The organism is Cyanobacterium sp. (assembly GCF_054166785.1).
The window spans coordinates 1-24799 of the sequence record NZ_JBSZCP010000009.1; the positions used below are offsets into that span (position 1 = coordinate 1).

The window sequence follows — 24799 nt, forward strand, 5'->3', positions numbered from 1 at the left end:
GAATTTTGGCTTCAGGAACTGGAGTTTCAGCTTATCGCCCAGATGTAAGACGAGATAATAGAGGACGCAAGAAATCTACTATAATGCAGTCTGTTGGGTAAGAAGCTCACATTTCAGCGTAGCGAATGTGAGTAGTTCACCTTCAAGGAATATAAATAAAGAAAATTTGCAGTTATTAATATAATATAAAAAAATCCCCAAAGCTGGGGATAATAGCAGAAAATATTATGATTATTTTATCGGTGGAAAATCAAACTACCTATTCAGCAGTCGCAAATTCCCCTTCATTATTTTGGTTACGACGACGACGGGTAGTTAAAGTATTAAATAACATTTTACCGATCGCCATTATCAAGTTACCTTCTAACTCTTGGAACATTTTCATATTCATACCAAAAGCATCATTAGCTTCTTGTACAATGCGATCAGCGGTTTCTTGATCTACGGGTAAATCATTTAAAGATTGACGATATTTATTTTTAAAGACTTTTTCATCATCAATGGTTTCAAACTCATAAAAAGCAGTACCCTCACCGTCAAGGTTCATGGCTTTTTGGGCGATATTTTTGAGAATTTGACCCCCAGAAAGGTCTCCTAAATAACGAGTGTAGGAATGGGCGGCAAATAATTCGGGAGCGCTTTGGGCAATTTCACGAATACGATCTACATAAGCCTGTCCGTGGGGAGTGATTTCGATTTCATTTTTCCAGTTAGAACCATAAAAGAATTGAAGGTCTTTGGCTAAATTCGGTTGACGATTCAACTCAGGGAAATAAATAGGTTTAATGAGGGGATGATCTTTGAGACGCTCCATTTCTTCTTCCATGGCACCATAGACGAAGTAAAGGTTAGCGGCTAGTTTACGATAGGAATTTTTTTCGACTACCCCTTTTAAAAAGCATTTGATAAACCCCATGTTTTCTGCCATAGAGTGGGATTTTTTGGTGCCTTCTTTCAGCATTGTGGCTAGATTTACGCTCATATTTTATTTATTCCTGAATTATTAAGTTTTATGTTTATAAAAATTTACAAAAAGTGTTTGATTCCTAATTTCTTACCTTAAACTGAATTAATGTCATTTTGTATTAAGAATTTTTACAAGTTGTCGTAATTATTGTTTACAAAAATAAAAATCCATAGTTCACGAAGAAAATGATTTTGTTAGGGTGGGGGATGGGTAATGGTGATCCAATATTAGATATGGGGTATTTTTCTTTCTACTCTAAGTTTAGCGATCGCACCTTAATTGTCGAAATTCCATAAAACGGGGTTGTCATCAAAGTGTTTACTTACTTCTTTGCCGATGTCACTGATTTTGGCTAAATCTTCTTTGCTAATTTTTAGATCCCCTGCCTTGATGTTTTGTTCCACCTGTTGAGCATTCCTAGCTCCTACGATGGCATGGGTTTGGGGTTGGGCAGTTAACCAGGCGATCGCACATTGACCCAAAGTACAATCATATTGTGTAGCGATGGGTTTTAGTAAATCTAAGGCGCGTTGTACCCTATCCCAGTGGGGTTGTTGAAATAAACGATTATTAACCCGATGATCTCCTTCTTCAAATTGGGGTTGTGAGCCGAATTTTCCTGTTAAAATACCTTGGGCAAGGGCGCTATAGGAAAGAATAGAGATGTTATGTTCCACACAGTAGGGCTGAATCTCCTTCTCTACCCCTCCCCAAAATAAAGAGTAGGGGGGCTGAATACTGACAATTTCCCCATACTGCTTGGCTTCTTTTAGCTGTGCCACGGAAAAGTTTGATACCCCAATGGCTCTAATTTTGCCGTCATCTTTGAGTTTGTTGAGGGCTTCCATGGTTTCTTGGATGGGTACAATGTCGCTATTCCATGTACCAGAAGGCCAATGAATTTGATACAAATCGATATAGTCTGTGTTTAAGTTGTTTAAGGAATTTTCACAGGCTTTGATTACTTGGTCATATTTAAGATGGTTAGCAAATACTTTTGTGGCATAAACAACCTTTTCCCGAATGTCCTGCACCGCTTGGGCGACTATTTTTTCTGAATGTCCTTCCCCATAAACTTCGGCAGTGTCGATGGTGGTGATTCCTCCTTCTACGGCGCTGCGAATTGCCTTGATGCTATCATTGTCGTCAATGCCAGACCACATTCTTTTTCCTGCTTGCCATGTACCCATTAAAATAGGGGTAATTTCAATATTGGTACTGCCTAATTTTCTCTTTTCCATGGTTAATAATTGCTATTTTTTTCATGGTAACATAAGATTTTTGGACTAATAAATGTTATTTAATTTTCTGTTAGTTCTATTTTATTAGGGAGTTTATTGGTTAAAATATTTAGGTTTTTATGGCTTGGTTGATCATAGAAATACTCATAGGTTAATTGAATTAGTTTTTTTATCAATAATGGTGTTAACATCTCTTTTTGATAGTCAGGATAAATCATTAAAATCATTTCAGGAGAAGTCTGTTCAGACAAATCAGGCAATAGATAAGAAACGTCTTTTATAATTTTTGCTCCTAATCTGAGGTAAAAATCAACCCGTCTTTGTTTTATTTCTTGGTCGGGAGGAAACAGGGGATTTTCTACTTCTAACAGTAACCATTGATTTTCCTTTTGTAGAGTCTTTTTGATAAAAGCCATAAACTCTTTTCCTAGTCCTTTTCCTCTATATTCTGGGGCAGTTGCTAAGTATCCTAGTAAGGTAAAATCAGTTTCGGGTAGAGGACACAAAATTGCCATTAAAATAATTTTTTCTTGATCTTTTTGAATCCATAATTGGAAAATATTTTTCTTAATTTTATCTTTTATGGTTGCAGTGGGTAGTTTTTCACTGGGGGGAAATGATTGCTCATAAAGGGCGATCGCCCCTAAAAAGTCATTACTATCGGGATCACTAACTTGAAAATAATTGTAAACAAACATTATAAAAATTAAAAATAAGTGCTATGTAAGGATACAAAGAAATAAAATTGAATAAAAAAAAGAAATAGACTATAATCAATTCTGTAAGGTTCTAAAACTTCCTTTGAGAAAAAAAATACAAACACTTTGTATTGGGTAGCCATTTGATTGAGTCCATAAAGATTTGGAAATCATCGTTAACAAAAGGACTACATTGGCTAAAAAGTAATTAGAGCCTAAAGCGCCAATGACGAGAAATAATCTCATTAAAGTGGGTGACACCCGCTTTTTTTGTTGCTTTCTACCAATTATCAACTAAATTTTAACGCTGATTTTTTTATGACCCATCCCTTGATACCACAAATCACAGAGTTAGCCAATCCCATTGCCGAAAAGCTCAACATTGAGATCGCTAACATTGTTTTTCAAACCAACAAAAATCCTTCCCTACTGAGGGTCGATATTCGCCGTAACGAAGGAGATACAAGCCTCGATGACTGTGAACAAATGAGTCGTTTACTAGAGGAAGTCCTAGAGGCTAAAGATATTATTGCCGAGGCCTATTCTCTGGAGATCTCCAGTCCGGGTATTGCCGATGTACTAACCACCGATAGGGAGTTTATTAGTTTTCAAGGTTTTCCTGTGATGGTAGAAACCCATACTCCCCACAAGAAGAAAACTCAATTTCAAGGCACTCTTCACAGTCGGGATGAAAACTTTGTTTCTCTCAACTGTAAAGGGCGGATTGTGAAAATTCCGAGGGAATTGGTTGCACAAGTCACCCTAGAAAGCGCCACCGAATAGATTTAGTATTCACCATTTAAAATTTCAGACCAATTATTAATTAATATTTATGAGTATTGTTCAATTACCAGGCTTAGGTTTTTTAATCGAGGAAATCAGTGAGAATCATAATTTATCCCAAAGTGCGGTACAAGAAGCCTTAAGGGAAGCACTTTTCAAAGGTTATGAACGTTTTCGTCGTGCCAAAGAAACCAACCCTCAAAATAGTTTTGGGGATGATTATTTTGCTAATTTCCGAGTGGAATTAGACATTGATGAGGAAGGATTTAGAGTTTTAGCCCTCAAAACCGTGGTAGAAAACGTAGAAAACCCAGATCATCAAATTCCCCTAGAGGAAGTGATGGAGGTTAATCAGGAGGCAAGGGTAGGAGATGAAATGGTGGTGGATGTCACCCCTGAACAAAAAGATTTCGGACGCATGGCAGCCATTCAAACCAAGCAGGTTTTACAACAGAAACTGCGAGATCAACAAAGATTGATGATTCAATCAGAGTTTAATGATTTAGAAGGGACTGTACTTCAAGCCAAGGTACAAAGATTTGAGCGTCAGTCGGTGATTATGACCATCCAAAGCGCCCATGGCAGACCAGAAGTGGAGGCAGAATTACCCCGTTCTCAGCAGGTAAATAGTGATAACTATCGAGCTAATGCTACCTTCAAGGTTTATCTCAAGCAGGTGCGTGAAGGTTCTCAAAGGGGTCCTCAATTATTAGTCTCCCGTGCCGATGCGGGATTGGTGGTTTACTTATTCGCCAATGAAGTGCCTGAAATCGAGGAAGAAATTGTTAGAATAGTGGCGATCGCCCGGGAAGCCAACCCCATGAGTAGATATGTCACCGCCAGAACAAAAATAGCCGTAGATAGCCTTGATAAAGACGTAGATCCCGTAGGCTCTTGTATCGGAGCAAGGGGTTCTCGTATTCAAGCGGTGGTAAACGAACTAAAAGGGGAAAAAATTGACGTAATCCGCTGGTCTCCAGACCCTGCCATCTACATCGCCAACGCCCTTAGCCCCTCCCAAATCGACCTAGTCGAACTACTAGACCCCGATGAGCGTCAAGCCATGGTAGTAGTACCAGACAACCAACTTAGCCTCGCCATTGGTAAAGATGGTCAAAACGTGCGTCTTGCCGCCCGATTAACAGGATGGCGCATCGACATCAAATCAAAAAGTGATTACAAAAAAATGCAACAAGCCCAAACCACCGAACCTCCAGAAATAGAACCCGAATCAGAGCCAGAAACAGCAAATTCCTCCGAAGAAGAATAACAACACCCAAACCAGAGCAGTTCTATAAATTTATAAAAAACTAATCTAACTGCTGCCAAGGGGAAAACTAATATTTTTTCCCCCTCCCATTGTGACTTTAAAAGAAAAAATGCCCCCAAAAAATCATCGCCGTTGTATTAGTTGTGGATTAGTCGCCCCCAAAGATTATTTTTATCAAGTGATAAGAAATTTTCCTGACCATCACATCACCATTAACCAAGGCATGGGTAGATCCGCCTATGTTTGCCCTACCCTAGAATGTATTACCGTGGCTCAGAAAAAAAAGCGTCTGGGAAAAACCTTGCGTACTAACGTCCCCCCAGAAATATATGACCAATTAAAAAGTAGATGTTAGGGTAAAAAAAGCTAACCATTACACCCATTCAATAACTAAATATTACGAAAATGTAACATATAGTTTTATCACCTAAAAACCATGGAGACAACGAAGAAAACAAATCTCAATTAAAATAAAGAATAAACCAACATAAAATAAATTATAATATATTAGACTTAGGGCAATTTTTGGATGAAAAACGGAAAAATAAGAATATACGACTTATCAAAGGAACTAGCATTAGAAAATAAAGACGTATTGGAAATATGTTCTCAATTATCAATTGACGTAAAAACTCATAGTAGTACTATCTCAGAATCTCAAGCACAGAGTATCAAAGAAGCCGCAAAAAATTATCGTATGACATCGTCAAACCATAAAAAAGGGAAAAACCACGACCATCAAAAAACTAAAAATCAAGTGCCTGAATCAAAATCCCATAAACCGAAATTAGAAATTGTTGCCTTGTACAAAAAAAATCGTAACGAAGAGCAGAACTCTGGACAATCTCAAGAAAGCAAAGATGATACTCAGGATGCTCCTACCCTTCTAACGCCCCCCCGTCCTCAACGCCCTTCAGCAGATCAAGGTAAATCAGAATCAGGGGAACCCCAAGAAAAATCTGGTGCTCTCAAAAATCCTCCCCCCAGACCAACTTCCCCTAACAATAATAATAAAAATGGGGAGGAAAAAAATGCTCCTAGACCAGAACTAAAAAGCCCCCCAGCACCTCCTAAATCCAATTCAGATCAAGAGGAAAAATCCCCATCGGGTAAACCTCGCTCTGTGGCAAAATTAATGGATTCCATAGAAGGGGACAGAAAACCAAAACCAAAAATTAAGGGTAAACCCTCCCTAGGAAGCAAAAATAGACAGGAGCAATCCTCTGATACCGATACTCCAGAGAAAAAAGTAACTCCCCCCGTCGCTACCAAGGATGATGGAGAGAAAAGAACTTCTACCCTAAAATCTCCCCCTAAACCTAAGTTACAAAAACCTCCCCAACGTCCTGCGGCCATAAGCCCAGAACCTGATTTGGATGATGATATTGATAATACTCAGAATAATGATGATGATTTTGATAATGAACCAGTATTATTAGAAAAACCAAAACGTACCAAGCAGAAAGTTAAGAAACCCTTGGTTAATGACTCCCCTGCGGTATGGGAAGATGATGATGATAGTGGAAAAGAAAATAAGAAGGCCGCTAAAAAACGTCGTTCTTTTGTCCTGGAGGATGATGACGAAGATTTAATTGATTATCTCGATGATGACAATGATGGAGAAAACCCCTTAAGTTTAGCCCTCGCTCGTCCTGATAAACCTGCGAATAAATCTCCTAAACCAGCCGATCGCATCAAGTCCCCCCGTCGCCAAAAACCAAAATTAGACCGTTCGGACAGCAGTTCTTCTAGTAAGTCTAACGACAGTAATAACAAAAAAGTAAAACAAGAAAAACAAGTTCCTGAGGAAATCGTTCTCAAAGAGAGTCTCACCCTCCGACAGTTGGCCGATAGTCTTAATACGGCGGACACTGAAATTATTAAGATGCTTTTCTTTAAGGGTATTGCCGTTAATATCACCGAAACCCTTGACCTCGAAATTGCCAAAATGGTCGCCGAGGAGTTGGGAGTAACAGTTATTACCGAGGAAGAAAAAGCCAGTGCTACTAAGACGGAAATGTTGGCAGAGGCTGATTTAGATAATCTTACCCTTCGTCCTCCTGTGGTAACAATTATGGGTCACGTTGACCATGGTAAAACCACCCTTCTTGATTCCATCCGTAATACTAAGGTAGTACAAGGGGAAGCAGGGGGCATTACTCAGCACATTGGTGCTTACCATGTAGATGTAGAGCATGAAGGAAATACCCAACAAATCGTATTTTTAGATACTCCAGGTCACGAAGCCTTTACCGCTATGCGGGCAAGGGGTGCTAAGGTTACTGATATTGCCATCCTTGTGGTGGCGGCGGATGATGGGGTTCGTCCTCAAACCAGAGAGGCTATTAGTCACGCTAAGGCGGCGAAAGTTCCCATTGTGGTAGCTATTAACAAGATTGATAAACCCGAGGCTAATCCAGACCGAGTTAAGCAAGAGTTGAGCGAACTAGAGTTAGTCCCAGAGGATTGGGGTGGTGATACGGTGATGGTGCCTGTAAGTGCTTTAAATGGTGAAAACCTTGATACTTTACTAGAGATGATTGTTCTGGTGTCGGAGGTGGAAGATTTATCGGCTAACCCCGATCGCCCTGCTAAAGGTACTGTTATCGAGGCTCACTTAGATAGAGCGAGGGGCCCTGTGGCTACCCTGTTGGTTCAAAATGGTACCCTAAGGGTTGGGGATGTGTTTGTAGCTGGTTCTGTGGCGGGTAAAATCCGTGCCATGATCGATGATCGTGGGGATAAGGTAGAGGCGGCAAGTCCTTCTTTTGCGGTGGAGGTACTCGGTTTAAATGAAGTTCCCCAAGCAGGGGATGAGTTTGATGTTTATCCTAATGAAAAAGAAGCAAGGGCGATCGCCGAAAGCCGTGCCCAAGAAGATAGAACCAGCCGTTTACAACAGGCATTATCTTCCCGTCGAGTAACCCTAAGTACCCTTTCTGCCCAAGCACAACAAGGGGAACTCAAGGAGTTAAATCTAATCCTCAAAGCCGACGTACAAGGTTCCATCGAAGCAATTTTAGGTTCTCTCAAACAACTACCTCAAAAAGAAGTTCAAATCCGTGTACTTCTCTCTAGTGCTGGAGAAATTACTGAAACGGACGTAGATTTAGCAGCTGCTAGTGGTGCGGTAGTGGTTGGTTTCAATACCACCCTTGCTCCTAATGCCCGTCAAGCTGCCGAACAAGAAGGGGTTGACATCCGAGAATACAACGTCATCTATAAATTGTTAGATGAAATTGAGGGTGCCATGGAAGGTTTATTAGACCCTGAAGAGGTAGAAGAAGCTCTAGGTAAAGCGGAAGTCCGTGCGGTATTCCCTGTGGGTAAAGGTGCTGTGGCAGGTTGTTACGTTTTATCTGGTAAGGTAGTTCGTAACCGTTTCATCAGAGTATTACGTAATGGAGAGGTTGTTTATAACGGTAATCTCGACTCTTTACGCCGTGTTAAAGATGATGTTAAAGAAGTGGCATCGGGATTTGAGTGCGGTATTAGTATCAATAAATTTGGTAATTGGAAGGAAAAAGACATCATTGAGGCCTATGAAATGGTCTTCAAACGTCGTACTCTTTCTCAATAATTGAATTGACATAACTTTTTTAGGGGCAGATTTTCTGCCCTTTTTTATGTGGTGGGTTCAAATCGACAATTATTTTCCCCTACATGACCTAATCCAAGGATATTATTTTCTAAGGTTTGATAGTCTTGGTTACTCAGGGTATTATTGAGGGTTTCTAGGTCAATTTCTAATGTTCCATTTTCTGCGAGGGTTGCTAGGGGGTTAAATCCGAGGGCATTGAGGTTGATTTCATCGCTATCTTCTTTTTCCCCGTTACCAAAAATATGGTCAAAGTTAAATGTCATTTCTAGGGCGGTAACTTCCTCTGGATTAACTATACCTTTAATTTCATCGCCCATAAATTCACCGCAGGTGTAGGTAATATCCATGGGTAATTGAAGGGTGAAAGCAATTTGTTGATCATCTTTCTGGGCTGTGCCTTGGAGACTCAGACTGGGGGGAGCTTCAGGTTCATTATACATTTGCCATGAGATGGCGTTGTAATGGCCTGGAGGGGCTTCTACTTCGGTGATAAGGATGGCAGGATTATCTATGGTGCCTAATGTTAAATCGATGGTGGTGGGGGATGTGACAAGGTCAAGGGATTGTTGGGCTTGGAGAGGCGTGTCTGACTGGGCTTCAAATGGGGGGTTTGTTTGGTGGGCGACAACGTTATTGACGGTGATGTAAACATGATCAAAGTTGAGTTGCCATCCGTCTTTGGTTTCAAATCCCTCGATGGTGGAGTTTTCTCCGTTGGCCATGAGTTGTAGGAAGCCAACATTTTCGGATGGGGTTGAGGGGTTGTTTTCCCCTTGGGGCATTGGAGATGGGTTACACCCTGTAATGGTAAAGGCGATCGCACTGGACACCACCATGGCGCTAGATACTATATTTTTGTTGTGAGGGGGGAAGAAATATTTAATCATTAAAATTTAAAATAGTTTTTTATTAATTATCAGGCTATGGGAGTCTGGCTACAATACCCCTCGTGGGGAAAAAGGAGAAATGTTTGATTTTCCCTGTAGAGGTTAAAATTGTGAAGGTAAAAATAATTAATTATGGAGTTGTTGAGCTTGGATATTGAGGATTTAATTGAAATTGGCACCATTGTGGGTGTTTCTGGGTTGAAAGGAGAAGTTAGGGTAAATATTACTACGGATTTTCCCGAAAGGTTTGAGAATCCAGGACAAAGATGGTTAACCATGAATAATCATTCGTCCCCCCAAGCAGTCGAATTAATTAAATCGAGAAAAATTCCGGGTAAAAATATTTATGTGGTAAAACTTGAACATATCAACGATCGCACTCAGGCAGAACATTTAAAAGGTGCTATCCTATCAGTACATAAGGGCGATCGACCAAAGTTAGCAGAAAACGAATACCATGTGGCAGATTTAATTGGTATAGAAGTTTATAATCAACAAGATGGGGAAAATATAGGAGTTGTCATTGATGTATTTTCCGCCGCCCACGACATTTTAGAAGTTCGACTCCACAAACAACCAAGCCCCGAAGACAATAAAGTACCCACTAATCTGGAAACCATCAGCCGTGTTTCTCGACGTAAAAAAGTAAAAAACAAAAAACCCAAAGAATTAACCGTTTTAATTCCCTTTGTGCCAGAAATTGTCCCCATAGTTGACATCACCCATAAAAAAATAGAAATTAATCCCCCCCTCGGCTTACTAGATAGTGAAGAAAAAGAGTAGGCGTTTGGTGGCAAGTTAAAATAACTGAGCTTTTAAAATATCATTACTATTGCCCATAGCCTATTCCCCACCTAAAATTGATGTTCCAATCTTTAATCATTGCCGAAACCCTCACCGAATTTGACATTGACTCATTACCAACCCAAAACGCCGACATCACAGGATTAGTAAATGCCCTTATTATCCTACTGCTCATTGCCACCGTTGTCGCCCTAGTGAGTAGAAAGTTAAAAATTCCCTATGTGGTGGGGTTAGTTTTGGCAGGTTTAATCGTCACTCAAGGGGCGCTACCCGATTTTATTAGCCTTAACCCTGACGTTATTCTCAATTTATTTTTACCTATCCTCATTTTTGAGGCTGCCATCAACACTGATATTAGTCGTCTCAAAAGCACCATTAAACCTATCGCTGTGTTAGCGGTGCCGGGGGTGTTAATTGCTTCTACGATTACCGCTGTTTTTTATCAACTGGCCATGGGTTTACCTTGGATTACGGTGGCGGCGATGGCGGTTATTCTCACCATTACGGATACTGTGTCGGTGATTGTTGCCTTTCGTACGGTATCTGTGCCTTCCCGACTAGCCACCATCGTAGAGGGAGAAAGTTTATTTAATGATGGGGTTGCTCTTGTATTATTAAATATTATCGCTGGAATACATTTACAGGGTTCTTTTTCTGTGGGGGATGGTATTACCCAAGTTTTAATTGCCTTTTTGGGGGGTGGTTTATTGGGTTGGGGTTTAGGTTATTTATGTGTGGGCTTGTTTCAACAGTTGGATGATGCCCTCAGTAGTATTTTATTAACCGTGGCGGTATCCCTTGTCACCTTTCAAATTGGGCAATTATTAGAGGTATCAAGTGCGATCGCAGTGGTTATTGCAGGACTTGTCATCGGTAACTCAGGATTTAAAAAAATATCTCCCACCACCAAAGTAACCCTCCTCAACTTTTGGGAATATGCAGGATTTGGGGTTAATACCTTCATTTTCCTCTTAGTAGGCATTGTGATTGAACCTCGCACCCTAATCTCCACCTTACCCCTAGCCATTCTTGCTATCATCGGTTATCAGATGGGCAGAATATTATCTATTTATCCGCTACTATCTTTACTAAAAAAATTAGATCGTCCCATTCCTCTCAAGTGGCAACACGTTTTAATATTAGGAAACGTTAAAGGCTCATTATCCATGGCTCTTGCCATTAGTTTACCGTTTACTTTACCAGAAAGAACCCAAGTAATTGCCATTGTTTTTAGTACCGTATTAATATCCCTTGTGGGGCAGGGATTGAGTTTGCCTTGGCTAGTGAACAAATTAGAGCTTTCTAAACCATCCCCCCTCAAACAAACCATCGAAAATTTACAATTAACCCTCATCGCTTCTAAGGCAGCCCAAAAGGAGTTAAATAGTTTATTAGAATCAGGGAGTCTTTCTCGCTCTTTGTATGAAGAAATTTTTGCCAGTTATCAAGCCAAAATTGCCCAAGGAGAAAAGCAGTTAAGGGATATTTACAATCAACGGGGTAAAACTATTACGGAGGATAAATATATTAATAACTTGAAAAGAAGGTTATATTTAGCCGAGCAAGGGGCTATCACTGATGCCATCAGAAAGGGTATTTTAGAGGAAAATTCTGCCCAAGTCTATCTTGCCACCATCAATGAACAATTATTATCTTTGAAGGAGGAAAATTAGCCGTTAATGTTATGGGGCTTGGCTCGTGAGCAGAAAATTTTGAATAAATTCGGTAAATTCAGAAACGCCCATGGGCATACTAAGCCATCTTCCCTGAATAATATCACAATGAAATTCTTTAAGGATATTTAGTTGGGCTTCTGTTTCTACCCCTTCGGCTACCACCTGCATGTTATAGCCTTTTCCGAGGGTAATTACCGCATCAATTAAAGCCCTATCCTGTAGGTTTACCGTCAAATCTCGCACAAAAGATTGGTCAATTTTGATGGTATGGAAAGGGAATTGTTTTAGATAGCTTAGGGATGAATAACCTGTCCCAAAATCATCTAGGGAGAATTTAACCCCTAGTTTAGATAATTCTTTAATTAATAAGGCAGTTTTGCCCCTATCTTGCATCAGGATACTTTCGGTAATTTCTAATTCTAAATATTTGGGATCTAAATTTACCTCTTCTAAGACATTTTTAACGATGTCCACAAAGTTTTCTTGTCTAAATTGCTTCACGGAAATATTAACGGCAATGGTTTCTAAGCCGTAGCCTAAATCAATCCATTGTTTTGCTTGAATACAAGCGGTTTTTAATACCCATTCTCCGATGGGAATGATTAACCCTGTTTCTTCGGCTAGGGGAATAAATTTCCCCGGGGAAATGACGCCAAGGGTGGGATGTTTCCACCTTACGAGGGCTTCTGCACTGTCAATTTTGTGGGTGGCGAGGTTTAATTTTGGTTGATAGTTTAAGTATAGTTGGTTCTGGGCGATCGCATCATAAAGACTGGTTTCCAACTCAAACAAAAGCATTTGCTCTTCACTCAATCGAGTGGTGTAATATTGAGAGTTATTTTTGCCCATTTGTTTTGCCCGAGAAAGGGCTATGTCGGCATTTTTAATCAGTTGCTCTTGGCTTTCCCCATCCTGAGGATACACCGCAACCCCAATACTACAAGTAACATAAATAGTATAGTTATCAATCAAAAATGGATTTTTCAAACTATCCATAATAACTTTGACTGTATCATTGATAGTACCAGTATGATTTTTTTCATCCCCCAGAGGTATGCCTAAAATAAACTCATCTCCCCCCCAGCGAGAAAAGATACAATCGGTGGATAAACAAGAAAGAATACGAAAAGAAAAACTTTCTAATAATTTATCTCCCGTTGAGTGATTAAGGGTATCATTAATATTCTTGAATCTATCTATATCAATGAATAAAATGGCTAAATCCTGCTGCTTTTCTTTTACCTCTCGAAGACGATTATTTAGTTGCCAGTGGAAATAATCACGATTACCGATACCTGTCAAAGAATCATGAAATGCTTGATATTGTAATTTTGCTTCCGACATTTTACGCTCGGTAATGTCAAAAATATAGCTTCTAATTACATCATATTTTGAGAGATAATGTATATATTGTTCAAAGTGGCGATCGTCATAACTAATTTCCCTTTGCTCCAATTGGCTGTAGGTTTTATCTTGAGCAATATTAATATTCATCACCAAAGGATGTCTCGCATTATTTTCCTCACGAGACAAATCAGGAAAAGATAACTTAGCAGAAGGGTTCATATATGTAATCTTCCCGTCAAAATCTATTTCAATAATAGGATGGGGAGACAACTCAGGAAAAGAAGCCAACCTCTTAAACTCATCACTTTGTAGATTGCCTGATAAATTTTCTTCCGAGAGAATTAGAGTATTTTGTAACTCCTCCCTTGCGGAATTAGTGCGATTTTTTTCTATGCGCCAATTATCATTTTCTTGTACATTGCGACTAACTTGTGCCTCTGATTCCAGATAATATAACCCTTTAATATCTTCTCCACCAAACAAAATTTCATCCCCATCTCGAAGACGACGACGAATAATTTTTTTACCATTAACTAAAATACCATTTTGACTTCTATGACCTTTAAAATCTCCATCAATGAGGGTATAAGCATATTCATCATCCCCCAAGTCATCCCGAATAATAGTGCAATGGTGCCGAGAAACAGGGGCAGAGTTTAATTTTATGTCACTACTAGAATGTCTTCCAATTGAATAGACCTCGGATTCGAGGGTAAAGAATCTCTGAGTATCAAGTTCTTCTACCACCAGAATATGATTTAATTTGGTCTTATGGTTACTCATGTAATGGGAAATATGATAAATAGTTTATGATAAATTGAAATTGCGAGTTGGATTAGCTAAAAAGTTGGTCGTATCACCCATTTTTAGGGGTTCTGTTAACAAATGACCCTGTATCTCCTCACATCCTAATTCGGATAAAAGATCTAATTGTTCTTTAGATTCAATTCCTTCTGCCACCACGGCTATGTTAAAGTTTTTTCCTACCCCAATTATAGCTGATACTATCGCCAAATCTTGAGAATTATGTTCTAGGTTTTGGATAATATCTTTGTCTATTTTGATGGTGTCGATGTGAAATTTTTTGAGGTAGCCTAAAGCCGACATTCCTTTTCCAAAGTCATCTAGGCATATTTTCACCCCCATTTGTTTCAATTCTAAGAGGGTTTTTTCTGCTAAATCTAGTTCCTTGGCAATGGTTTCTTCCGTTATTTCTAGTTCTAAAAAGTGAGCTGGTAAATCTGTTTTTTCTAAAATATTTGCAATTACATTAGTAAAATTAGGTTGTTGGAATTGATAGTTAGAAATGTTAACGCTAATGGGTTGTTGAATGACATTATTTTGTAACCAGATTTTATGTTGAAAACAGGCGCTTTCCAATACCCACTCCCCTATTTCCATGATTAATCCTGTTTCTTCGGCTAGGGGTAAAAACTGCCCGGGGTACATACACCCTAATTCAGGATGATTCCAGCGCAAAAAAGCCTCTACCCCTGAAATTTCATTATTTTTTAGATTAATACGGGGCTGATAGTGAAGGGATAACTCTTTGTTCTCAAGGGCGGAAGTTAAGAGTTTCTCTAGCTTTAAAAGTCTTTCTATTTCTGCTTGAATGTTGCTTTGGACAAATTTATAGTTATTACTCCCTAATTCTTGGCTTTTTTTTAATGCTTTTTGAGCATTCGATAAAATTATCTCTGTGGTGTTATTTTCCTCGTCATATACTGCGACACCCATACTGGTTTTGATATGGATTTTTTGATGTTCTAGGAAAAAAGGTGGTTTAAGGGTTTCCAAAATTCGGTGACAGACTTTGCCAATGTCTCTAATGCTTCTGACTTGGGGTAATAAGCAAACAAATTGATTTCCTTGCCATCTCGCAACGGTATCTCCACTACGTAAAGAAGATCTCAGTCTCTTAGAAAACCCTTCTAATAAGGTGGATTGAGTTTTACTATTTATTTTTTCTTTTAAGTTTTTTGGTAATTCTAGTTCTACGAAAATGACACACAGCAGTTGTTCTAAACGATAACTATTGGCGATCGCCGTGTTTAACTGCTCCAAAAATAATTGGCTATTAGGTAAATTTGTTTCCAAATCAAATAAACCCTGCTCTTGAATTATCGTCTCGGTGCTTAAATTTTGATTAACAGGATGTACCGTAAAAGAAACAATTTTTTGATCCCCATAACTAATAATAGAATGGCTAGATTCCAACTCAAGTAAAAAACCATTTTTACGACGATAACTTAACTTTTCCGAACCACTATAATTAGGATTACTCAACCACCAATCTACTTTTTGTTCTAACTCTCCTCCGCCCAAAAATAACAAATCCGATAAACTAAGGGAGTGTAAATCATCTAAACCATAACCCAAAAGATTCGCCAAAGCGCTGTTTGCTTCTAAAACCTTTTTACTTGACGCATCAATCAGAAAAATGCCCTCTTGAATTTGATTTAAAACCGCCTTATATCTTTGCTCACTTTCATTAACCTGAGTTGAAGAAATCTTCCTGCCAGTAAAATCAAAAATATAACATCTAACTAATTTTTGTTCTGACAGATAATGAATATACTGTTCAAAAACTTGATCCTTAAAAGTTATTTCCCTCACAAATAGATTAGAACTAGCACTATTTTTCTTAATACCCTGAACCAAACCTTCTAAAACAGGATGATTAGGATTAGTTTCATTCAATCTCAAATTCGGAAACTTCGTTATGGCAGAAGGGTTTAAATATGTTACCCTCCCAGACCAATCAATCTCAATAATAGGGTTGGGGCTCCACTCTGGGAAAGAAGCCAAACGACTCAACTCATCAGACTGAGCCTCAGAAACCTCCGAAGAATTAAAATTATTACTCTCCTCAAAAGACTCTACCGTAGGCTCGGAAATAAACAGAGTATCAGTGCTACTAATTATAGTGGGGGTATTGTCTCGATCATAATCTATCGTCTTACGGGCTTTATTATCATCCCCATTTCTATCAGTCGCTCCCGATGTACCCTGACTAGAATCAAAATCTTGCTCCCTCAAACTTTCTAGCTGATTAACATCAGAAAGGATATGGTATTGTCCTTCCACTTCCATACCCAATGTGATAACATCACCATTTTTTAATTCTTGAACCAAACATCTTTTATCATTAATAAATATTCCATTGGTACTACGATTACCCATTAAGTCACCATCTAAAAGCCAATAGGAAAAAGTTCTATTTTGCGCATCTTCTCTACGCAGAACAGTGCCATGGACACGGGATACTTTTTTTGACTTAATAGGAATATTATTACGAGGATCTCTACCCAGAGTATATCTTTGATCTTCAAGTAAAATAGTCTGACGAGAATTTTTATCCTTAAGCACCAAAACATGGAGTAAGTTTCGCAATTTACTATTAAAGATAGTGGCCGTGTAATCGCTATTCATAGTTAATAAAAATATTTCTATTCAATCATAAAAGACTATTGTTCTATAATTATCAAAAGTATAAACCTACTCTTAAAATTTAATAATAAACTTAATAGTAAGTTTTTTGATCAACGGGGTTTACAACACCGTTAAATACTTATTAAAAAAGAATATTGTAACTACCTCTTTCCAAGAAAGCCGTAGCATCTTGCCCGGGTAAAGGATTACTGAATAAGTTGCCTTGAATTTGTGAACAATTTAGATTCTTTAATAATTCTAATTGTGCTGATTTCTCCACCCCTACAGCAATAACTCTTAAATTATAGCCTTCACTAAAGGACACGATCGCCCTTATAAATGAATTAAAAGCCTGATTAGATTCTAACCTACTAATGACCGTCGGGCTAATTTTAACAGTATTAAAAGGAAATTGTTGTAAATATCCTAAAGAAGAACCACCCACCCCAAAATTATCAAGACATAAACGCACCTTCAAATCGGATAACTGTTTTAGAGTCTGAGCCGCAAAAGTAGGATTTTGTAATAAAGAATTTTCAGTAATTTCTAACTCCAAATATTGAGGAGGTAAACCCGATTCCCGAAGAATCGTAGCCACCAAATCCACAAAACTATCTTGATTAAACTGACGACTAGAAATATTAACCGTCACAGGAAATGTAGAGAAACCTTGACTTGTCCATTGTTTCATCTGAGCTACCGCTGTTTGTAAAATCCATACCCCCAAAGGCAACATAAAATCAGTTTCTTCAGCCAATCTCAAAAAATGTTTAGGGGTAATTTTGCCCAACTCAGGATGATTCCAACGAAGCAAAGTCTCCATACCCGTCAAACTATTATTCTCAAGATTGAACTGGGGTTGATAGGATAGATAAAACTGTTTTTCTTGGATAGCACTGCCGATCAAATTTTCTAACCGTAGCAAACTAGCGGTTTTAGGACTAATTTTAAACCCACCCCAACTAATACTAGACTCATCTTGCCCCGATTGCTCTAAGGACATCAACGCGCCCTGGAGCAGATGTTCGGCATTCTCTCCATCTAAGGGATACACCACCATACTAATATTCAAATCTAGGTCAGTATTGCCCTTTTGTTGCTGAATATACTGCTCGAAAACCATAGACATCCTTTTGGCAATTTTAGCAGGATCTCGAGGCCCCCTGATACGGGAAAATAGAGCAATAAATTTATTCTCATCCCACCTAGCGGCTAAATCAAAACTCCGTAAACAAGATTCAAAGGTTTGGGCAAAATTTTGTAAAAATTTATTAGTTTCTTCTTCTCCCCTAATCTTCAAAAATCCATCTAGTCCTTTGATTTCTACTGCAATTAATCCCAGAAAATGTTGATAATGTTTAGCAGAAGAAAGGGCAAAATCTAATTGTTTTTCTAATAGTGTTTTATTAGCTAAATTAGTTAAACTATCATAAAAATGATAATAACTAGACTTATTAGTAGTTTGAACAGCTTCGGGAACATTTTTCACCACAATGGAAAAAAGATCCTTATTTTGATAACTAATAACACTAATATTAGACTCTAAATTTAGTAAAGTTCCATCCTTACACCGATGAATATACTGAGCAATGGTATCTTGTTTTCTCTCGGCAATACGGGCTAAATCTTGGTTAAATAGCTGCAAATCACTGGCAATGAGATTATAAAGGGTCATCTCCTTGATTTCCTCTGAGCTATAGCCTATCATCTTGGCATAGGCTCCATTTACTTCAATAATCTTCTTATTGTGCGCATAGGCGAGGATAATTCCTTCGGAGGTTTGACGCAATATTGCTCGATAACGGGCTTCACTCTCTTTTAGTTGGGCTTCGGCTTGTTTTCTCTTGGTAAAGTCGAAAATATAACTTCTAATTAATTTCTTTTCAGAAAGATAATGAACATATTGCTCAAATACTTCTGCCCCTATTTTCACTTCCCGTAAGAAAAGATTTCCCTGACGATTATTTGACTCTATCAATAAATCAGCAAGAATGGGATGATTGAGTTTTTCTTCGTAAAGGTTTTCAAATTTGATACTAGCAGCGGGGTTTAGGTAAGTGATATTACCTTCCCAGTCAACTTCAATGATGGGATGGGGAGATAATTCGGGGAAAGAAGCCAGACGGATTAATTCTTCTTGATCTTGAGGATTTTCCTGCTCTTGTTGCTTGGAAATCATCGTTTGGGTGGTGGGGCTGGTGAGGGTGCTTTTGGCGTTCAGATTTCCTAAGTCATCGGGGTTAAAAAGATCGATGCCTGATTCTGTGGCGATAATGTAGTAGTTTGCCTTGGCATCGTTAGCAAAACGGATGGAGTCTCCGTGTTTTAACTCATGGGTAAGGGTAGCGTGTCCATTAACTAAAATTCCATTGGTACTTCTTTTACCTTGCAAGTCTCCGTCAACTATGCGATAGGTACTTCCTTGGGCGTCTTCTTTTTTTTCTAAAGTTGCGTGGGTGCGGGATACTTGATAGTCGTAGATAACGATGGGGTTATTGGAGTCTCTGCCAAGGGTGTAGTTGTTGTCTTCTAAGGATATAATTCTTCTTCCTTTACGATCTTCTATGACCAATATGTGACGGAATTCTTGGGTTTCGCTCATGGACTTGCACCTATACAACTTTTCTATATAATAAACGAATTTTTGCCCATAAAATTAACGAGAAAAAATGGCTCCACCCTCAAAATATTAAAAGATGAAGACATTTTGTAATGGAGAATGGATAATACAAGTTGAACTCAATTTTATCTTAATTTATTCTCTTTTATTCTACGATGAGGATACGGCTTGACCGATACGGGGTTCTTTTCCTGCCATTAACCGTTGAATATTGCTACGGTGTCGAATGATGACATATAAACCGGCAAGAAGGGCAAAGGTTAGGTAGGGGATGGAGGGGTTAAATATTGTCATAAATACGCTAACGGCGATCGCACCGCTAAGGGAACTTAGGGAAACGATGCGGGAAAAATATAATACGATGAGGAAGGTTGCCAAAGTACCTAAACCGACAAAGGGATTCATCACCAATAACACCCCAAGGCTAATGGCGGCGGATTTTCCCCCAGAAAAATTGAGCCAGATAGATTTACTATGACCTAACACCGCTACCAAAGCGGCCATCATTACTAACCATTCTTGCCACCCTAGGGGTAGTACACCTCCTCCTCCATAGTTATAGGCTATCTTCACAAGGGCGATCGCCATCATTCCCTTAAACATATCGACCAACAAAACCCCCATAGCGGCCCCTTTACCCACGGTGCGTAACACATTGGTAGCACCCGTCGATCCTGAACCATGTTCTCGAATGTCAATTCCCTTGAGGATACGACCAGCGAGATAACCCGTAGGAATAGAACCGAGCAGATAAGCGGACAGGATCAAGGCAAAACCAATGAAAATTGAGAAACTCATCATTTATCCTCATAGACACTGGATCTATTATTAGGGATAAGATGTATATTGTTAAGGGGTTTTTAACGTAAATTTAGAAAAATATTTTTGGTCTTCGAGAAGTAAGGTTTCGGGGGTTAATTTTATGAACCACATCCTCTAGTTTTTTGCTGGAAAAATGTTGCCCAAAACTATCGACCTGATAAACCATGGAATTATTTAACTCCAGGGCGGTTAATTTACCACACCCATGGTGATAAGCTCCCGTATCAATGCCAATCCAGCCATTTCCTTGGGCAAGTTGACCCGGTTTTACCCCCGGAAAAGTAAAGGTAATGGTATGACCAATGACAATGGTTTTGTCTTGAAAATAAGGCTCAGAAATGCTGTGAAATTCGTTTCTAATCCAGCAAAATTCGTCAGAGTCTTGGTTCTGATAAGGTTTGCGAGGATCAACCCCCGCATGGACTAACCAGTAGTCTCCCAAATCAATGTTGAGGGGCATCTGACGCATCCATTCTAGGTGTTCTGGGGGAATTTTGTTCTTATAACTGGTAATGGTAGAATAACCCCCATTTTGTAGCCATGATTGAAAGGACATATGATTTAAGCCCTTTTGGGTGAAAGATTGCAGGAGCATAACTTCATGATTACCCAAAATACATTGGTAGTTATTTTCCATGGCAAAGCTCACCACTTTGGCGCTGTCAGGGCCTCGGTCGATCAAGTCTCCTAAAAAATAAATTTCGTCTTCATTCGTTGGTGCGATCGCCTCTAGCAAACCCATAAGAGCCTGAAAATGACCATGAACATCACCAATTACAAATCGTCTGTTTGTCTTTGCTGTCATTATACCTTTAATCTTGAAACAGCCCACTAATGATCTTATTGTAACCTGAATCGATCATCAATCGTCCATTTGCCACGGCTCAGTTAAATTATTCTCATCTAATATTCTACGAGCCTTAAGAATTACTAATAGTCTGCCCAAAATTTCTTCCTCCCCCTGAGTCGGTAGCCAAGAAAACTTAATTTCTCCCCCATGGTTTACCAAAAAGTAATATTGTGAACTCCATTCGGTATTATGAGCATCCACCACCACTAAAACAGGTTCATTTTTTTCATCTTGCTGTTGGGGTAAATCATGGGTATGGGCTTTTATCACCACGGGTTTTTTTGCCTGTAATACCACCTGCCATGTGGGAATAGACACCAAAGACATGGTTTGAGACACTTCTACTATATCAAAAGGCTCTTGGGGTGAAAGTACAGGAATATTATCAAAAGGTGATGAGGTAAGGGGAAAAGTACCAACCACAGGAAGGATACAGGGAATTTGTTCCTCTGCTTCTAGGCGATACACTGGTAATAGGGGGGTGCTGCTGACGGTTTGGGCGGTGGCAACATCCGTTAATAGTTGTTGAATTTTATTCCTTGCCCCTTCAGAGTGGGCATATTTTAAACCCTCAGCAATGAGACGGGTTTTATCGGAGAGGGTTTTCTTTTGTTTAGCACTTCTCCACAGTTGATAGGCTACGGTATCTCCCGGGTGAGTGGTAAAACCTTCGGGGGGGTGAGAGATACGGGCAAATAATTTCATGTTTTTCGCCACTTCCTTCGCCCCATCCACATCTAATTTTTTTTGTTCGCAATAGAGGGCGGCTTCTTTTCTGTCTTGGTGATTTAGTACCCTTAATTCGTAAAGTACGTCACTACGGGGCCCTTGGTAATATTTGAGGGTGCTTTCTTCCACCTCTGTTTTCACCAAGCTATCATAAACTTGAGACGCTACAATGACGAGGTTTTGTTGACTGTTTTGTAATCCTGTACGCTCAAAAATTTCTTGGGCATCAACCCCTGCTTTTTGTAGTTGTTGGCATTTTTTGCCCCAATCTACCCAACACCCTTCTTTGTGTAGGAGCGATCGCATTAATTCTTGTTTTTCAGAATCAGAGATTTGAGGAGAGTTATTAATAATATTTTCTGCCATTTATTTTTATTATCTAATATATTGTCACAAATTTTGGATAAAAAAACCCCTCCAATGATGAGGGGGTAAATATCAAGGAGACAACAGCTATACTTTTACTGTTTCTTTTCCTGTGGTGTCGTTACTATCTTGAGCAGAAGGATAATGAGGATTACTAAATGATTTTGTCATCAAATTTTTCTCCGTAATCTCCCCAGTAATTAACCTAGCACCCCTACCACGGGTAAGATAATTCCAACCCCATTGAAGCATGACCGTTAACTTATTATCAAACTCGATGAGATAGTAAATATGGGCAAATACCCACACCAACCAAGCCGCCAAGCCTGATAATTTCATAAATCCTAAATCAACCACTGCATGGTTATCACCGATTACCGCCAAACTACCCTTATCTACGTATTTAAAAGCATTAACGGGTTTACCTTTTATCTCGTCCCTGATGGATTTTGCCATATATTTACCCATAGCCATGGCCACAGGGGCAATGCCAGGGAGGGGTTTATCTCCTTGGTGGGCAAAGTGGGCTAAATCTCCCACCACGTGTATATCAGGACATTCAGCTAAACTTAAATCTGGCTCTACCATAATTCTACCAGCGCGATCGGTTTCGGCGTTAGTTCTTTCGGCTATTACCTTGGCTAATCCAGAGGCTTTTACCCCTGCTGCCCAGAGAATAGTACGGGCTTTAATTTCTTCTGTTGCTTCTCCATGGCGCATATTGAGGGTACTATTTTCGATGTTAGTTACCATGCGTTGGGTTAATACTGTCACCCCTAATTCTTCCAATGATTCTTGGGCTTTTTGGGATAAATCGGGGGAGTAGGGAGGTAAAACCCTGTCCATTCCTTCAATTAAAAGAATTTTTGCTTTGGTAGTATCAATTTCTTGGAAGTCGTCTTTGATTACTCTGTGGGCAATTTCTGCGATCGCACCTGCTAATTCAACCCCCGTAGGGCCACCCCCTACAATGGCAAAAGTCAACCATTCTTGTTTTTCTTCGGGAGAAGATACCTTTTCGGCTTCCTCAAAAGCGAGGAAAATTTTGCGACGAATATCAAGGGCATTTTCAATACTTTTCAAACCGGGGGCTTCTTCTTCCCATTGGTCATTACCGAAATAGTGATGACTTACCCCAGTACCAATAATTAATTTATCATAATCTAATACCCCTTCCCTCATGATAACCTGTTTTTTTTCAGGATCAATATCTACCACTTCATCCAACACAACACGGGTATTAGGATTTCTACCAACCACTAGGCGCAAAGGAGAGCAAATTTCGGCGGGGGATAAACTACCAGTGGCAACTTGATATAACAAGGGCTGGAATAGGTGAAAATTACGTTTATCTACCAAGGTAACTTTTACGGGTGCCTTGCCCAACTCTTTGGCGGCGTATAAACCAGCAAAGCCACCACCAACTATGACGATGTGAGGAGTTTTATTTGCTGAAGGGTTGTTATTCATGATGATTTTTCGGGTTTTTTATCGTGTGTCTAATTTACAGGTTATCGGATATGTCTGTTTTTTGCGGTGTTAAATCATACATTCTACACGGTGATGAGTATTTTTGCTTAACTTTTTTTAACAATTAGCTCAAACCTATGATACATAAGGTAAACTCTCTAATTTTTGACGCTGTCCACCAGTTGAGATGCGCTAGCCACTGCTTCCCACAATAAATGGGGATAGTCTTCTAGTTGATTTTGGGGAGAGATTAATTCCAATTTGTGAAGGGTATCTGCCAATATTTTTCGAGCTTTACTACCAAAGGCAATGCCGTTAATTTTCTTATTAAGCCCCATCTCTTTTACTTTAACCGCTGTATGTTGATTTGTTCCCCCGGCTAGTTGTAGGTAACCCTCAAATTTTTCCTCCATCATGGCTTGGGCATATTTAATGGTGAGATGGGTAGTGCCTTTACCGATGTCTCCACTCATGGGGCGCCCGTCGGTTTGCCAAATGAGGGGGATGGGTAGGGGTTGGATGTGGTTTTCTATCTGGTGTAAATAATGGGTAACGGTGGGAGTATAGGGGCAACTGATGGCTATTAGTTGTAGTTTAGGTAGGTGAGGTTTAACGGATTGCCATAGTTTACAAAAATGCTCAAAATGTCCTTCTTGGGTATGGATTTCTAGGGCGTTGATGGGTAATTCTGTTAACCAGTTTAATATTTCTGGGATACTTATGATGTGGGATTGGGTATCAATTAATCCATAGGGGCAGATAGGCACACAGCGTCCACAACCGTAGCATAGTTTTTCTTTTACTCCTTCGGTGGGATGTTCAAATTTTATGGCTTCGGCGGGGCAAATATTTTCACAGGGGCGATCGCACTCAGGGGGACATTTGCTAGGATTAAAGTAGGCTTTGCGAAAATGGGGATCTTCTCCATCATTCACACTTACCATTAAAAGAGGATTACTAGGATTATAACCAAGGGCGATCGCTTTTGATTGAAAACTTTGAGCAACCTTTATTCCCCCCAAAGCCGAATTAATAACCGCCCTATCTGCCGCCACATCAATGCAATCAACCCCTGCGAGGGTATAAGCCAAAGCCAAATTACGAATAGAAGGTAAATGCTGATAACTAGCACCACAAATTAACTTAAACCAACTACCCGACTCCAAAGACAACAACGCCGAATCTTGTAATAACAATATTTTTGATTCCCAAAAATTTAATTCAAAAAATCTCCTT

General features: G+C 39.4%; 18 protein-coding genes. 6 read left to right on the forward strand and 12 right to left on the reverse strand.

Annotated elements, in window-relative coordinates:
- Positions 1-259: 259 nt before the first annotated feature.
- The 3 genes from ACXITR_RS00965 to ACXITR_RS00975 form a co-directional block, all read right to left on the reverse strand.
- Positions 260-982, reverse strand: coding sequence for a biliverdin-producing heme oxygenase (locus tag ACXITR_RS00965; RefSeq protein ID WP_457995361.1), 723 nt, complete (start codon positions 980-982; stop codon positions 260-262).
- 260 nt (positions 983-1242) lie between these two features.
- Complete coding sequence (locus ACXITR_RS00970; protein ID WP_457995362.1) at positions 1243-2208, reverse strand: aldo/keto reductase; 966 nt, start codon at positions 2206-2208, stop codon at positions 1243-1245.
- A 59-nt stretch (positions 2209-2267) separates the two neighbouring features.
- Positions 2268-2906: a GNAT family N-acetyltransferase gene (locus ACXITR_RS00975; RefSeq protein WP_457995363.1), complete on the reverse strand. Its 639-nt coding sequence runs from the start codon at positions 2904-2906 to the stop codon at positions 2268-2270.
- A 318-nt stretch (positions 2907-3224) separates the two neighbouring features.
- On the opposite strand from ACXITR_RS00975, the gene rimP reads away from it, so the two are divergent.
- The 4 genes from rimP (at position 3225) to infB (ending at position 8539) form a co-directional block, all read left to right on the forward strand.
- On the forward strand, positions 3225-3689 hold the full coding sequence (gene rimP / locus ACXITR_RS00980) for a ribosome maturation factor RimP (protein ID WP_457995364.1): 465 nt from the start codon (positions 3225-3227) through the stop codon (positions 3687-3689).
- Positions 3690-3738: 49 nt separating this feature from the next.
- Entirely contained in the window at positions 3739-4959 is a 1221-nt protein-coding gene (gene nusA, locus ACXITR_RS00985) for a transcription termination factor NusA (RefSeq protein WP_457995365.1), read from the forward strand.
- A gap of 91 nt (positions 4960-5050) precedes the next feature.
- Positions 5051-5314, forward strand: coding sequence for a YlxR family protein (locus ACXITR_RS00990; RefSeq protein ID WP_457995366.1), 264 nt, complete (start codon positions 5051-5053; stop codon positions 5312-5314).
- A 174-nt stretch (positions 5315-5488) separates the two neighbouring features.
- Positions 5489-8539: a translation initiation factor IF-2 gene (infB, locus tag ACXITR_RS00995; protein WP_457995367.1), complete on the forward strand. Its 3051-nt coding sequence runs from the start codon at positions 5489-5491 to the stop codon at positions 8537-8539.
- Positions 8540-8583: 44 nt separating this feature from the next.
- On the opposite strand, the gene ACXITR_RS01000 is transcribed toward infB, so the two are convergent.
- Positions 8584-9447: a DUF4382 domain-containing protein gene (locus ACXITR_RS01000; RefSeq protein WP_457995368.1), complete on the reverse strand. Its 864-nt coding sequence runs from the start codon at positions 9445-9447 to the stop codon at positions 8584-8586.
- A gap of 132 nt (positions 9448-9579) precedes the next feature.
- Between ACXITR_RS01000 and rimM the strand changes: the two genes are divergently transcribed.
- Both rimM and ACXITR_RS01010 read left to right on the forward strand, forming a co-directional pair.
- Positions 9580-10230 (forward strand): ribosome maturation factor RimM, encoded by a 651-nt coding sequence (gene rimM / locus ACXITR_RS01005; RefSeq protein ID WP_457995369.1) that lies wholly within the window; start codon positions 9580-9582, stop codon positions 10228-10230.
- 80 nt (positions 10231-10310) lie between these two features.
- Positions 10311-11924 (forward strand): cation:proton antiporter, encoded by a 1614-nt coding sequence (locus ACXITR_RS01010; RefSeq protein WP_457995370.1) that lies wholly within the window; start codon positions 10311-10313, stop codon positions 11922-11924.
- Positions 11925-11933: 9 nt separating this feature from the next.
- On the opposite strand, the gene ACXITR_RS01015 is transcribed toward ACXITR_RS01010, so the two are convergent.
- From ACXITR_RS01015 to ldpA, 8 genes are all read right to left on the reverse strand, one after another.
- Positions 11934-14057, reverse strand: a complete 2124-nt coding sequence (locus tag ACXITR_RS01015) for an EAL domain-containing protein (RefSeq protein ID WP_457995371.1) — start codon at positions 14055-14057, stop codon at positions 11934-11936.
- Positions 14058-14081: 24 nt separating this feature from the next.
- Entirely contained in the window at positions 14082-16706 is a 2625-nt protein-coding gene (locus tag ACXITR_RS01020) for an EAL domain-containing protein (protein ID WP_457995372.1), read from the reverse strand.
- Positions 16707-16848: 142 nt separating this feature from the next.
- The gene (locus ACXITR_RS01025; RefSeq protein WP_457995373.1) at positions 16849-19308 is read right to left on the reverse strand and encodes an EAL domain-containing protein; all 2460 of its coding nucleotides are present in this window, start codon (positions 19306-19308) and stop codon (positions 16849-16851) included.
- Positions 19309-19476: 168 nt separating this feature from the next.
- Positions 19477-20124, reverse strand: coding sequence for a glycerol-3-phosphate 1-O-acyltransferase PlsY (gene plsY, locus ACXITR_RS01030; protein ID WP_457995396.1), 648 nt, complete (start codon positions 20122-20124; stop codon positions 19477-19479).
- Between the two features lie 73 nt (positions 20125-20197).
- Complete coding sequence (locus tag ACXITR_RS01035; protein ID WP_457995374.1) at positions 20198-20953, reverse strand: metallophosphoesterase family protein; 756 nt, start codon at positions 20951-20953, stop codon at positions 20198-20200.
- A 57-nt stretch (positions 20954-21010) separates the two neighbouring features.
- Positions 21011-22093 (reverse strand): RuBisCO accumulation factor 1, encoded by a 1083-nt coding sequence (locus tag ACXITR_RS01040; RefSeq protein ID WP_457995375.1) that lies wholly within the window; start codon positions 22091-22093, stop codon positions 21011-21013.
- Positions 22094-22180: 87 nt separating this feature from the next.
- Entirely contained in the window at positions 22181-23563 is a 1383-nt protein-coding gene (locus ACXITR_RS01045; RefSeq protein ID WP_457995376.1) for an NAD(P)/FAD-dependent oxidoreductase, read from the reverse strand.
- A 158-nt stretch (positions 23564-23721) separates the two neighbouring features.
- Complete coding sequence (ldpA, locus tag ACXITR_RS01050) at positions 23722-24759, reverse strand: circadian clock protein LdpA (protein WP_457995377.1); 1038 nt, start codon at positions 24757-24759, stop codon at positions 23722-23724.
- Positions 24760-24799: the final 40 nt, after the last annotated feature.

What these genes read in the sequence shown, in the direction of transcription:
- ACXITR_RS00965 (WP_457995361.1), bottom strand. Translation starts at nt 982, where the DNA reads ATGAGCGTAAATCTAGCCACAATGCTGAAAGAAGGCACCAAAAAATCC.
- ACXITR_RS00970 (WP_457995362.1), bottom strand. Translation starts at nt 2,208, where the DNA reads ATGGAAAAGAGAAAATTAGGCAGTACCAATATTGAAATTACCCCTATT.
- ACXITR_RS00975 (WP_457995363.1), bottom strand. Translation starts at nt 2,906, where the DNA reads ATGTTTGTTTACAATTATTTTCAAGTTAGTGATCCCGATAGTAATGAC.
- rimP (WP_457995364.1), top strand. Translation starts at nt 3,225, where the DNA reads ATGACCCATCCCTTGATACCACAAATCACAGAGTTAGCCAATCCCATT.
- nusA (WP_457995365.1), top strand. Translation starts at nt 3,739, where the DNA reads ATGAGTATTGTTCAATTACCAGGCTTAGGTTTTTTAATCGAGGAAATC.
- infB (WP_457995367.1), top strand. Translation starts at nt 5,489, where the DNA reads ATGAAAAACGGAAAAATAAGAATATACGACTTATCAAAGGAACTAGCA.
- ACXITR_RS01000 (WP_457995368.1), bottom strand. Translation starts at nt 9,447, where the DNA reads ATGATTAAATATTTCTTCCCCCCTCACAACAAAAATATAGTATCTAGC.
- rimM (WP_457995369.1), top strand. Translation starts at nt 9,580, where the DNA reads ATGGAGTTGTTGAGCTTGGATATTGAGGATTTAATTGAAATTGGCACC.
- ACXITR_RS01010 (WP_457995370.1), top strand. Translation starts at nt 10,311, where the DNA reads ATGTTCCAATCTTTAATCATTGCCGAAACCCTCACCGAATTTGACATT.
- ACXITR_RS01015 (WP_457995371.1), bottom strand. Translation starts at nt 14,057, where the DNA reads ATGAGTAACCATAAGACCAAATTAAATCATATTCTGGTGGTAGAAGAA.
- ACXITR_RS01020 (WP_457995372.1), bottom strand. Translation starts at nt 16,706, where the DNA reads ATGAATAGCGATTACACGGCCACTATCTTTAATAGTAAATTGCGAAAC.
- ACXITR_RS01025 (WP_457995373.1), bottom strand. Translation starts at nt 19,308, where the DNA reads ATGAGCGAAACCCAAGAATTCCGTCACATATTGGTCATAGAAGATCGT.
- plsY (WP_457995396.1), bottom strand. Translation starts at nt 20,124, where the DNA reads ATGAGTTTCTCAATTTTCATTGGTTTTGCCTTGATCCTGTCCGCTTAT.
- ACXITR_RS01035 (WP_457995374.1), bottom strand. Translation starts at nt 20,953, where the DNA reads ATGACAGCAAAGACAAACAGACGATTTGTAATTGGTGATGTTCATGGT.
- ACXITR_RS01040 (WP_457995375.1), bottom strand. Translation starts at nt 22,093, where the DNA reads ATGGCAGAAAATATTATTAATAACTCTCCTCAAATCTCTGATTCTGAA.
- ACXITR_RS01045 (WP_457995376.1), bottom strand. Translation starts at nt 23,563, where the DNA reads ATGAATAACAACCCTTCAGCAAATAAAACTCCTCACATCGTCATAGTT.